Raw genomic sequence first — 11,608 nt, 5'->3', positions numbered from 1 at the left:
CCGGCCGGCCCCGTGGCGGATCGAGGGCGGCGTTCCGGCGCAAAACCGAAGTGCGCCTGCGACTCACGCACGCCCCGGACCGCAATAACCCGCTCGACCAGCGCGGTATACCGCACTACACGCTGGTGGGATCGTTACCGCCGATCTGCCTTCCTCACGGCCGCCCCGCGATCGACCATTACGAAGCGACCATCCAATTCGAAGGCATCAGCCGGATCACGACGCAGACCCGTATCGAGGACTACCGTTCGCTCACGCCGAACGGCATGGACTACCTCAGGAAGTCGAGCGAAGCCGACTCGGTGGTGCACGCGAACTGGGCGATCTGCCGCCGGTGCAAGCTCTGGATCAAGGCTCGCGAATTCGCCTTCCTCTTCTCGGTTTTCGCCGCGATGTGTCTCGTCATCGGCCTTTTCGCCGCGGCCCAAGCGGGCTTGCGCGACATCACCGTGTTTCTGGCGTTCGTCGTCAGCTTCGGCACACCGGTGATCCTGCTGGCCATCACCGGATTGTTGACCAGCATCCGTCCGGTCGGCACCGTGACCCGCAGTCCCGACCGCAGGCATCTCGTGGTGCAGGCGCATCCCCGGTTCGCGGAAAGACTCGCTGCGGCAACAGAATCCGACGGCGATGTGCGCTGAGACGAGCCGAGGCCCGATTACCTCGGGCTCGACGGTCGGCCAGCGCAGATCTGGTCACGACTTCACGGCAACGGCCGCAGCCCGATCATCATCCTCCCCGAAACAAACGCATACCGCCCCTCCCCCAACACCACGAGCTCACCATTGTCGAGTAGCGCATGCGGCTCGTCGACAATGGCGTCGAACGGTGTGTCCCAAAGACCGTCACCGCTCGACAGGTCGATAGCCCGCAATCCATCGTAGTCGGTGAGCAGCGCGATGCCGCCCTCCCCGGAACGCACAGCGGCCGGCTGTTCGGAGTCGGTCTGCCACAGACGTTGTCCGGTGCGCAGATCCAGCCCCGACAGGACTCGGTCGAACGGCTCGAAGACGAGAGCGATATCGCCGAGCACGGCGATCGCGGCTCCGCGCGCGCCGGGATCATCCTGAGCGTGGTAGACCAGGTCCGGACTGGTCCAGAGCACCGAACCGTCGCTCCGGTCGTACGCGGTGTCCCCGATGAGCACGGGGATCGATGAGTCCGCAGGTTCGTCGCGCAGGAGGCTGTGCGGGCCGGGCATATCTGCCACGAGGGTGCGCCCGGTGCGGTCGACGACGTCGACACCTGAGATGCCGTTACCCGAGCAGTCGGAGTGCGAGATCAAGACGAGCGCGTCGAATGTCGCTGCGGAACTGGAGCATCCACTCAGTTCGAGCGTCCAGGTCTCCCGGCCGGTCTCGAGTTCGAAGCCCGCCACGTCCACACCCATAGTGAACACACCCTGCCCGTGCTCGACGTCCAGCATGTCGCTCCCGAAGGCGTTCTCCCACGCCGTGCCCATCGCGAACGACCGTGTCCAGCGCGCGTCCGGATCGGCCAACGTCCCCGAATGCACACGCACATCATCGGATTCGACGTCACCTTCCCCGACGTAGATCCGGTCGCCGACGACCTCGAGCGCGAACACCATCCAGTCCACCGGGGTGCGGGTCACCGCCCCGCTGTCGACGTCGTAGCCCACCAGCGCGGGCTCCTCTGCCAAAGCCGATGTGTAGCAGACGATGTGATCGTCCACGGCGCTCGGCGCGCAGCCACCCAAGTCAGCGGCGGGCGCCTGCCAGCGCACCGCACCCGTCTCGGCGTCGAAGCCGTACATCCTCGGTTCGCGCAGATACATCTGCCCGTCCGGCACCGCGATCACCGACACCAACGTGTCACCCGCGGCGATGAATCCCCCACCGCCGGCATCGTATTCGGTGCCGCCCGCAGGATGGCGGAACTGCGCGTCGTCCGCGCCGTAGACCTGGGCCGGGTCGACCGACCACGCGAGACCCGGTGCGGCATCGTTGGTTCCGGTGATCTTGCGCGTCGTGTCCTCCGGCTGCATCAACACCGCGGCCGCACCCGCGGTGGTGAGGGCGGCGACCACGCCCGCGATCACCAGATTCCGCACCTCGGGAGCCCACCCCATCACGACACCTCCAGACCCGGAGCGGTCGCGATCGCTTCGAGTTGTTCCATCGCCACCGGCTCCACAGGCCCTTCGGCGTCGGAGGACACCCGGATCCGCGTGCCGGACGGGTGCGTCACGGTGACCGTTCGCCTGATATTCGATGTGGCGGTTCCTGATTCGCGCACGACACTCGACCGACTCTCCTCGGTCTCGAGTACCGATCCATCGGCCGACCGCCGCACGGTCTTTCGATCTTCCGGAGACGACGACGCCGAATCCGAAGGCAGCTCCTGCCCGGTAGCGACGGTGACGGTCAACCGCGACTGCTGTCCCTCCACACCGACCCGCACCGATTGACACAGACCACCGGAGAACACAGTTGGCCGCAGATCCCCCAAGGGATGGTCGAACACCAGTCCCGACACCGGGACTCGCGCCAGCGCCTCGTTCAAGCGCCGCGCCGCAGCCTCCTCGATCTCCGGCGCGTCGTCCACAGAAAGGGAACACTTCTCGGGCGCGTCCGGTGTACCGGGCGGCACCGGCGCACTCACCCGCAACTCGGGCAACGTCGCCAACGCGACCAACTCCTCGACCGTCAACGGGACGGTACCGGTCGGCTGCTCATCCCCCGGCCTGTCGTCGGCGTTCGCACCGACCACGCTCCCATCGGGCAGGTACACGACAGCGTGGCGCGACAGCGTGCGCACCCCGTCGACCTCCGACCAGGTGTCGTGTGTATCGACCACGGTCCCGTCCGCCAACGTGCGTCGCTCATCCAGCACCCCCGCAACACACGGCGGAATCGGCTCGGCGGACTGCCGGACAGTCACCCACAGCGACCCCGCGTTCTCGCCGCGCCACACCGTGGCACGCGCATCGGTGAAATCACCGAACGAAGTCCCTTCGGGACCGGCGACAATCGGCCCGAACAACAGCGAATCCTCGAGGGGTCCGAATCCGACCACCACCCCATCGGGCAACGCCTCCCGCAGGGCGGTCGACATCGCCATGGCCTTCCGCGCCGAGAACCACGGGAACTCCGGATTGTCATAGCCGAACGCATCGACCGACATCCACCCGAACGCCTGATCGTCCCCAGGCGGATCGACGGTCTCGCACCCGGGAATCTCCGTCGGATAAACCACCGGAGGGGTGCGATACGTGTGCTCCGGCTCCGGTTGCGGCGCAATGGTGGTGGTTGTGGGCGGCGCAGTCGTCAACTCCGGCTCCGGATCGTGCAAGAACCCACCGACGATCACCCCACCCGCCACGATGGAAACGCACACCAATCCGGTGGTCCACGCATCGATCCTCTTCGACCGACCGGACCCGCCGTCACCCACCATCACGCCTCCTTCCGGCCCGACCATTAGACCAGGTGGGAGGTGAATCGAAGCTCAGGTGAGGATAGCGCCCTCAACAGTCAAGGAGGGGCCGCATCATGCGGGTCCGCGCCCCCACGTGAGCGACAGCCGCACAATGCGACGATTCGAGTCGCTCCCGAGCGACAGCCCACATACCGTGCGTCGAAGGAACCCTCCGCCGCGGGACGTCTCGCCGATGCAGACCCGTCGAGAACACGACCCCGCAAAGAAACAATTCGGTGCGAATTTCACCCTGCAACCACAGGATACCCCACAACCCACCGCGCACTCCCCTTCGAAACTATCTGCACTCCAATAATTTTCGCCCACGAATCCACCTCACGCGTCTCCGACCGGGAAGTTCCCATATCGCAATTCAGAGATCTCCAAATAGACTGCAAGACAAGCGAATACAATCAGCTCCCAGCGCACGAAACGTGCTGTACCTTCACCGCATGCCAACCGATCCCACGACCCCAGAAGGCGAGTACTTCCGCCAAGTCTTCGGCCGCCCAGAGAACGCCGCCGCCTATTTGCGCGACGCCCTCCCACCCACCCTCGCCGAACGCATCGATTGGGACTCCTTCGAACGGGTACCGCTCCCCGGCGAACCCGCCGAACAAGACATGGGAACAGCGATCGACCAACTCGGATTCCGAACGAAATTGGCAATCATGACAACAGCCCGACGCATTCGCACCGAAGGCGAAGCAATCGGCCGCGCCGAAACCCTCATCGAACTCCTCACCACCAAATTCGGCCCCCTCCCCGATCCCGCCCTCAACACGATCCACTACGCCACCCTGGACCAACTCCGCGAGTGGACCACCCGATTCCCCACCGCCACCACCCTCGACGACCTGCTCGGATAGACCGCGAAGCCGCCAACTGGTCACACCTGGCGCGCCCGATCGGATCGAGCCCCAGCCGACCGTGCTTCGCACGAATTCACCCGTCACCGAATCCGAAACGCGAGACGCCCGAGCCCCCTCGGGCGTCTCGCCCAACCTTCACCACTACCGGGCGTACATCTCCGCGAGTCCGACGAGCATCACATCCGAATCCTGATCGGCCCGTTGCCGAAGAGCGTCACTGAATCCCGCACCGCTGAAACAGGCGAGGCGGCAGTTCGAGGTGTCCACTCCGCTCCCGGCCAACAGTTCGCGCGCGCGGGCCAATCGATCCACGTGGCCGACGCCCATGGTCACACCCCACTTCGCCTCTCCGAGCATCGCCACAGCGGCGCTGCGCCCGCCGTCCCCCGGTATCTTGACCGCGACATCGACCTGAATCTGCTTTCGCGCGGCCGGATCCGGGACGATCCCGCAACCCACCTCACCGAACACAGCCTCGGCGCCGAGCAGTTCGACACCGTCACCGAGCATGAACTCCCGGCACATCGCCTCGAAGTGCGGTCCCGCGACCTGCGCGGCGAACCGTTCTTTCGACCGGGCCCACACCTGCCGAGCCTGCCCACTCTCGAGCCGCGCCCACGCGGGACGCATCACCGCCTCGTAGAAGTTGATCAACGGTTCGGTGATCCGGTAGACCGACTTCCCGGCCCGGAACACGTCCTGTTCACGCACCAGCAGATGGCAGTCCTCCAGGACCGTCAGCGGGTGCGAGATATCCACAGCCTTCCGGCCGATATAGCCGGCGATCCCGCCCCGGGTGTTGTTGCCTTGGGCGACCGCGGCCAGCACCGAGTGGTACAGCGCGGTATCGCGGATCTCGGCCTCTTCGGCCAGCAGGTAGCGTGCCTCACGAAACAGCGGACTGAGCGGGGACAACACCGTGCGCGACACCCACGAATCGAAGTCGTCCAGCGACGCGGGAACATCGTCGGCCAGGAACTGCCGCCGGTACGCGGGAGTTCCGCCCAGCACGGCGTGCAGTTGGACCGCCAACGGCGGGTCGGCCGCCACACCCCAGAACTGCGCGGCGTCGCGATACCCGAACGGACTGACCACCATCTCCAGCTGAGCCCGGCCACGCAAGGGCGCATTGCTGGCCAGCAAGCCACCCATTACGGACAGTGCGGAACCACAGAGCAACACCCGAATCCCACTCGGCTCCACCTGGTACCGGTCGATCTCCCTTTGCATCAACGAGGGGAGTTCCGGAACCGCCTTCACCAGATACGGAAATTCGTCGATCACCACCAATAGCGGCTCGTCCGCGCGATCGCGACCCAGGCCGAACAGATAGGCGATCGCGTTATCCCAGTTGTCGAACGAGATCGGCACCTCGGAGCCGGCGAACGCGGCAACCGCAGCCCCGAACTGCCGTAGCGACTCCCCTCCGGTCGCCGTCGTGGCCCCGAAGTAGAACCCACCCAACCGCTCGACCAACGCCCGTAACAGATACGTCTTCCCCATCCGCCGCCGCCCACTGACGATGCCCAACTGCGCCGTCCGGGCCGGGCGCGACGCGAACGACACCAGGCCGTCCCACTCCACCACCCGGTCGAACAGGCGATCAGGCTTGCGCATGGCCAATGCTCCAATTCCTTAGGAGTACAGTCCTAAGAAGTGTACTCCTTGCATCCGATCGGATAGGGCCCATGGCGAACGTGTCAGGTCCCAACGTGCGCACCGCGTCCCGCGAAGCGCCGCATCGCCCCCCTCCGGCGAGCTATGGTCGAGTCCGTGACGACCGGGGAGGAGTTTCCGGAGGCCGGGGGAGTCGATCAATGGGCTGCCTACCTACCGGGGCAGGAGCTGATTCCGGCCTACCTCTCATCGCGGTTCGCGGCGCAGTACCGGGCGATCGTCGACGTGATACTGGAAGCACAGGACACGAGCCTCACCGGCATGTCGCACGATGAGGTGTCGACCCAGCTGCAGGCATGGGTGCGCGCCCGCACCGGCTCCCCGGAAACCGCCGACCGGCTCGTGCACGAGGACGTGTTCGCGCTCGACGCGCGTCTGGACCGACTTGTGCGGTGGGGGGTCCTGACGCGATGGCAAGAACCGGCACGCACCGGCGAAGACTTCCTGCGCAGGCGCGACCGGTTCCAGCTGACACCCACCGCCGCACGGCCTCATCGTCCACCTCGGGCCAGCGGCCCCACCGCGTTATGGCCATGGAGGTCGACCGCACCGTTGGACCCGGTTCCGTTTCACCGGTCGAATCGCCGCCTGACGCCCTCCTACCTCGACCGCCGATTCCGAGTCCGCCGCATCATCGCTTCGCTGGCGACGACTCCAGCGAACCCCGTTCGCCCAGCTTTGTCGAATCTCTTGCCGATCCCAGCGGCTCGACTCGCGCGTCCAACGTGAAGAACAGCCCTCCGACTCGACGGCTCCCGATACGCCCCACGAAATGAGTGTGGGCATGACCGTCGGCGCGCCAGCCCGCTCGAATCAACCAGGGACCGACTACGCCAGCGCGAGCCGGTGTCTCATCGTGCTGAGCCAGAAGTCGAGTCTGTTTCGGAAGACCCGAATCCGGATGAACCCGACGACGACCCCGTACTGATCGGTCCCGACGGCACCTCGGCGCCGTCGGACCCTGGCCTGTGGATGCGGACCGTGACCGGTGCCGCGCCGGCGGGTTCGATGGTGACCACACGCGAGCCCGGCGCCGAAGTCACTGTCCCGCCGTCGATTTCGACTTCGCATCCCTCTGGGTAATGCAGGTCGGAGACGTAGATCTCGGTGGGGGCGGTGGCGGGGTGGGGAGTGTAGCGGTAGGCGAAGTCGCCGTTGGTGGAGTCGAAGATCATGCCGTCCGGGGTGCCCGCGGTCGCACGCGGGTAGGTGCGCACGAGTTCGGTGCCGATCGCGCCGGTGAAGGGGTCCGGACCACCGGCGGTCGAGGAGTAGTGCCAGTAGTGCCAGCCGATGAAGCGGGCGTCGGCGCGGGTGAGGGTGTTGTGGAGGACGGTGGGGTCGCCGTCGCCGAATTCGGTGACGAGGGTGGGGATGTCGGCGCGGTGGGTGAAGGAGTCGATATTGGACCAGGTCTTGTCTTGCTGGGGGCCGCAGAGGGCGCGCAGCGCTTCGGGGAGGCCGAGGTAGATGGCGAGTTGGCTGGGAATGCAGTAGTCGTGGGGCGCGAAGACGATGTCCGGGGAAGTGATGGGCGGGTTCTTGCCGAGATTGGTCGGCATGGTCTCGTTCCAGGTGACGTTGGGTTCCCAGAACACCGGGATCGTGGGGTTGTGGGCGCGGACCGCGTCGGTGAGTTTCTGCATCGCGCCTTGGTATTTCGCATCGAAGCGCGGGCAACCGTCGGGGAAGCAGGTGAGGAACGCCGATCCCGGCCACGGCTCGTTCATGAGTTCGATGCCGAGGACGCCGGCGCGGCCGTTCATCGTCGCGGCCAACGCGCCGAGGGCGTCTCCGAGGTGGTCGAGGACGCCATTGTCGTTGTTCCACACCTCATCCCAGCCGCGGTTCATGCTGGGCATGAGGTAGTAGAGCGGGAAGCCCGGGTTGGGTTCGGCCGCGCCGGGGCGTGAGCGCAGGGACCATTCAGGAAATCCGTTGCCGCCCCAGATCTTCGACAGGCCGTCCTGATGGTTGTCGAGCAGGGTGTAGATGCCCTCTGCGGCAAGGACATCCACCACCGACGCTATTCGGTTCAGGTAGGCGGTGTCGATGACGCCTCGCTCGGGCATCAATCCGTCGAAGCTGACGCCGAGCCGGACCGTGTTGAAACCGTGGCGGGCCAGGAGCTTCGCGTCCTCGGCGGTGAGCGTGAAGCCGTCGCCCGGCTCGACGTACGGGGCGTCCTTGTCGACGTTGTTCACGCCGTGCAGGAGCACCACTCGGTTGTGGCCGTCCACGAGGTACCTACCCTCAGCGCGGATGGGTGCTAGCGAATTCGGCTCCGCACCAACAGGTATCGCGAGAGAAGCGGCCGCCAAGGCAGCCGACGCGACTATCACGGCGGCGCGAGTCCGCCACTTCATCATCCTTACGACCATCCGCCAACCTCACTTCCCAGCCGACCCGCAGCTAAATGGTCAGCCGTCCAGTTCGCTGGAATGGTAGCGAGGCATGGTGCACCGCGGGCGGTTTCGCCTGTAGCCCACTAGAACATTGTCCCCCTGCCGCGAAACGCGCCTGAGCAGACAACTCCCGGACAACCCTAACGGCCACCTCCCCACGAAGCCTCGTTCCGTAATCAAGCACACCGAGGCCCCTTCCATCTCGACATGAAATCCCCTCCCCTACCTTGTGATTCACCGATGACGACGTGGCAGACTTTGCGGCGCTGAACAACTGAATGGAGCACAATGAAGTACATCGTCACCCTCGCTTCCGCCGCGATCGCCGCCTTCGGCTTCGCCCTCGCTACCCCGCAGGAGGCCGCCGCGGCGCCGTCGGAATGCCACGCTTCCTACACCCCGTGCCTGCCCATCGTCAGCGACGTGGACTGCGAAGGGGGCAGCGGGAACGGACCGGTCTACACCGGTCGCGTCCAGGTGATCGGACCGGATGAGTACGGTCTCGATCGCGACGGCGACGGCATCGGCTGCGAGTGAAGGAGCGGGGTGCTCGGGTTCCGGGCACCCCACCCGCATCTGGTTGTAGCGAGGGCTCGGACCCACGCGATATTCCCGGTGAACGCCCGGTTCGTGATGAAGGAGGCCGCGATGGGCGCGCGGCATGTAGTGGCTGGCACCGCCTGCCTGGCGGTCCTCTTGGGGTGCGCGCTCGATACGGAGTCGCGAGTGGAGCAGTCTCCGACCTCGCGGACGCCCGCCTCGGCTACGACAGCTCGAATGCCTGCCTCCCCCACACTCCCCGCGGTCACCGAACCGCCGTCGCTCACGACGGCTCTGCCTCCGGCCCAACCTCCGCCCGCGCCCGCCACACCTCCTCCCGCGCCCGCCGCACCAGCACCCGCACCCGCACCGAGTTGCCACCCCTCGTACATCCCCTGCCTCCCCATCGTCAGCGACGTCGACTGCGCGGGTGGCAGCGGGAACGGACCGGTCTATACCGGCCGGGTCCAGGTCATCGGGCCCGACGAATACGAACTCGACCGTGATCGCGACGGCATCGGGTGCGAGTGAACTCTCGGACATCTCCCGCCTTGAGACGGGAGTTGTTGTCGGACCGCGCCGCTACGGTGCGCACAACACTCCGACGACACTGCCCGCCACTTTCGGGCAAATACTGGAAAATGCTGGACTTTGCTGGAAGATCTGGATACGCTCGCGCCGTGACCGACACCGCCGAGCAACTGGAGGTGCGCATCGCCGAGCTGCGCACCGGGGTGCGGCGCGCGGTGGCGGCCGGGGATCGGGCGACCGCGCGGCAACTGCGCGCCGAACTGCGGCGGACCGAGGATGCGTGGGATGCGGCGGTGCTGGGGACCACCCAGGACCAGACCGCACCGGGTGCGGAGCCGGATATGGCCGCGCCGAGCACATCTCGGATCGCCGCGCCGGCGGAAGCGTCCGCGATGCCGATTCGCGAGCACGTGCACCGGGCGCTCACCTTGATCGGCGCGCCGGCTTCGCCGAAACTCGTTCTGGCCGTTCATGAGTCGTTCTTCTCGGGCGCGCTGGTGCCCGCCCGGCTGACCAGTCTGCGGCGCGACGAGGAACGGTCGTTCCGCGCGTCGCCGTTCACGCGGCCGTACTACATCTGCGCGGCGCTCACGGCCGATCACCTCGCCCCGGCCCGCGGGCTGATGGCGGTGAGCACGTGGCCGTTGGCGCAGCGGATGATCGGGCCGCTGAGCCCGCGCGTCGACCTGCTCACCGCCACCATCCGGCTCGCCGGGCACCTCGCGGACCGCCCGGACAGTGGCCCCGGGGCGCGGCGGGTGCTGTGGAAGCTCGCGGTTTCCGTTCCCGGCGTGCAGGGTTCGCCGGACACGATCGACCCCGTCGCGGTGATCGACGCCGCCGCAGGGGAACTCGCGGTGCACCGCGAGGAGGACGCGCGCCGGCGCGCCGAAGCGGCGCGGCGCGCGGATCACCAGCTCGACGACGCCGCCCGCTACTTCGGGATACGGCTCGGCGTGGCCCGTGGACGAAATGAGGTGGGATGAACACACTGTCGGCACGACTGGATGAGCTGCGCGGCGCGGCGCCGGCGTGCCGCCACAATGCCCGCACCATCGCGGCGTTGACGGCGAACCCGGGCTGCGCGCGGCGCGCGCTGCTGGACGCGGCGTCCGTCGACAAGGCCGCCATCGCCAGGGAACTCGGGTTCCCACCGCAGTTCGGCCAGTCGCAGTTCGCGATCACACGCGGCAACGCCTTCGAGGCGATGGTGAAGGACAACGGCTGCGCCGAACTGCTGGCGCTGCTGCGCGAGAAGCTGGGGCTCGCCATCCCGGAAGTCGCCTACCACGACTTGAACTCCGTCGGCGACAACGCGGGTAACGCCGTGCGCTACAAGCGCACCCGGCAGTTGCTCGCCCACGCGATCAGCTCCGGTGACGGCACCCTGTTCGACCATCCGATGCTGCGCCTCGAAATCGCCGGGGCCACCGCTTATCTGGAGCCCGATGTGGTCGCTCTGCAGATCGGCGGGCGCTTCCACGTGGTGGAGATCAAATCGTTCCCGGTGGTGGACGGGCAGGCCGATCCGGTGCAGGTGTCCGCCGCCGCACGCCAGTCGGCTGTCTACGTGATCGCGCTGCGCGAACTCATGACCGAGATCGGTGAGTCGCCGGATCTGGTGTCGCACAACGTGATTCTGGTGTGCACGAGGGACTTCACGAACCGGCCGACCGCCGAGCTGGTCGATCTGCGCAAGCAGATCGCGGTGGTGTCGCGTCAGCTGTCGCGGCTCACCTCGATCCACGAGCTGATCGAAACCCTTCCGGACGGAGCGTCTTTCGCGCCCGGCGAGCATCTCGCGAAGACCATCACCGGCATTCCCGCGCGCTACGCGCCGGAATGCATGTCGTCGTGCGAGCTGGCCTTCGCGTGCCGCGCCGCGTCACGGGAAAGCGGCACCGTGGACGCCCTCGGCCGCGGCGTGTGTGACGACCTCGGCGGGCTCGATGACATCGACACGGTGCTCGCTGTCGCCGAGGGCTCCCGCGACCTGGGACCCGAATTCGCCGACATCACCAGGATGTTGCGCGAGGCCGAACGGCTCCGCTCGGAGCTCTCCGCATGAGCGCGTTCGGCGACCGGCTCGCGTTCCGGGCGCGCATCGGGCGAGCGGGAACGGAGTGCCCGCGACGCAATGCC

General features: G+C 66.9%; 10 protein-coding genes. 6 read left to right on the top strand and 4 right to left on the bottom strand.

What is annotated here, in order from left to right:
* Window positions 1-50 precede the first annotated feature (50 nt).
* A complete protein-coding gene (locus OHB21_RS23430; RefSeq protein WP_195126034.1) occupies window positions 51-641 on the top strand; it encodes a hypothetical protein in 591 nt (196 codons plus the stop codon).
* Between the two features lie 62 nt (window positions 642-703).
* Here the strand turns inward: OHB21_RS23430 and OHB21_RS23425 are convergent, their stop codons facing one another.
* Entirely contained in the window at window positions 704-2,092 is a 1,389-nt protein-coding gene (locus OHB21_RS23425; RefSeq protein ID WP_067511363.1) for an outer membrane protein assembly factor BamB family protein, read from the bottom strand.
* Window positions 2,092-3,147 (bottom strand): hypothetical protein, encoded by a 1,056-nt coding sequence (locus tag OHB21_RS23420; protein WP_228791592.1) that lies wholly within the window; start codon window positions 3,145-3,147, stop codon window positions 2,092-2,094. Before OHB21_RS23420 ends, OHB21_RS23425 begins: the two co-directional genes overlap by 1 nt.
* Window positions 3,148-3,893: 746 nt before the next feature.
* On the opposite strand from OHB21_RS23420, the gene OHB21_RS23415 reads away from it, so the two are divergent.
* Window positions 3,894-4,310: a hypothetical protein gene (locus tag OHB21_RS23415; RefSeq protein ID WP_195126035.1), complete on the top strand. Its 417-nt coding sequence runs from the start codon at window positions 3,894-3,896 to the stop codon at window positions 4,308-4,310.
* 144 nt (window positions 4,311-4,454) lie between these two features.
* Here the strand turns inward: OHB21_RS23415 and OHB21_RS23410 are convergent, their stop codons facing one another.
* A complete protein-coding gene (locus OHB21_RS23410; RefSeq protein ID WP_195126036.1) occupies window positions 4,455-5,930 on the bottom strand; it encodes an AAA family ATPase in 1,476 nt (491 codons plus the stop codon).
* Window positions 5,931-6,086: 156 nt separating this feature from the next.
* Between OHB21_RS23410 and OHB21_RS23405 the strand changes: the two genes are divergently transcribed.
* On the top strand, window positions 6,087-6,719 hold the full coding sequence (locus OHB21_RS23405; RefSeq protein WP_324192120.1) for a DUF2397 family protein: 633 nt from the start codon (window positions 6,087-6,089) through the stop codon (window positions 6,717-6,719).
* A gap of 122 nt (window positions 6,720-6,841) precedes the next feature.
* Here OHB21_RS23405 and OHB21_RS23400 read toward each other — a convergent pair whose 3' ends face one another.
* Window positions 6,842-8,356, bottom strand: a complete 1,515-nt coding sequence (locus OHB21_RS23400; protein WP_067511367.1) for an endoglycoceramidase I — start codon at window positions 8,354-8,356, stop codon at window positions 6,842-6,844.
* Between the two features lie 327 nt (window positions 8,357-8,683).
* Between OHB21_RS23400 and OHB21_RS23395 the strand changes: the two genes are divergently transcribed.
* From OHB21_RS23395 to OHB21_RS23385, 3 genes are all read left to right on the top strand, one after another.
* On the top strand, window positions 8,684-8,932 hold the full coding sequence (locus OHB21_RS23395) for an excalibur calcium-binding domain-containing protein (protein WP_067511311.1): 249 nt from the start codon (window positions 8,684-8,686) through the stop codon (window positions 8,930-8,932).
* Window positions 8,933-9,615: 683 nt separating this feature from the next.
* On the top strand, window positions 9,616-10,452 hold the full coding sequence (locus OHB21_RS23390) for a hypothetical protein (RefSeq protein WP_067511312.1): 837 nt from the start codon (window positions 9,616-9,618) through the stop codon (window positions 10,450-10,452).
* Window positions 10,449-11,534 carry a hypothetical protein gene (locus tag OHB21_RS23385; protein ID WP_195126038.1) on the top strand — a complete coding sequence of 362 codons (1,086 nt, stop codon included), beginning with the start codon at window positions 10,449-10,451 and terminating at the stop codon, window positions 11,532-11,534. The genes OHB21_RS23390 and OHB21_RS23385 overlap by 4 nt, the downstream gene beginning before the upstream one ends.
* Window positions 11,535-11,608: the final 74 nt, after the last annotated feature.

Source organism: Nocardia puris, from assembly GCF_036051655.1.
GTDB classification, from domain to species: domain Bacteria; phylum Actinomycetota; class Actinomycetes; order Mycobacteriales; family Mycobacteriaceae; genus Nocardia; species Nocardia puris.
Note: the sequence above shows the minus strand (reverse complement) of the source record. Positions and strands in the feature narration are given on the sequence as shown.

What these genes read in the sequence shown, in the direction of transcription:
- OHB21_RS23400 (WP_067511367.1), bottom strand. Translation starts at nt 8,356, where the DNA reads ATGAAGTGGCGGACTCGCGCCGCCGTGATAGTCGCGTCGGCTGCCTTG.
- OHB21_RS23385 (WP_195126038.1), top strand. Translation starts at nt 10,449, where the DNA reads ATGAACACACTGTCGGCACGACTGGATGAGCTGCGCGGCGCGGCGCCG.
- OHB21_RS23410 (WP_195126036.1), bottom strand. Translation starts at nt 5,930, where the DNA reads ATGCGCAAGCCTGATCGCCTGTTCGACCGGGTGGTGGAGTGGGACGGC.
- OHB21_RS23395 (WP_067511311.1), top strand. Translation starts at nt 8,684, where the DNA reads ATGAAGTACATCGTCACCCTCGCTTCCGCCGCGATCGCCGCCTTCGGC.
- OHB21_RS23420 (WP_228791592.1), bottom strand. Translation starts at nt 3,147, where the DNA reads ATGTCGGTCGATGCGTTCGGCTATGACAATCCGGAGTTCCCGTGGTTC.
- OHB21_RS23425 (WP_067511363.1), bottom strand. Translation starts at nt 2,092, where the DNA reads ATGGGGTGGGCTCCCGAGGTGCGGAATCTGGTGATCGCGGGCGTGGTC.
- OHB21_RS23415 (WP_195126035.1), top strand. Translation starts at nt 3,894, where the DNA reads ATGCCAACCGATCCCACGACCCCAGAAGGCGAGTACTTCCGCCAAGTC.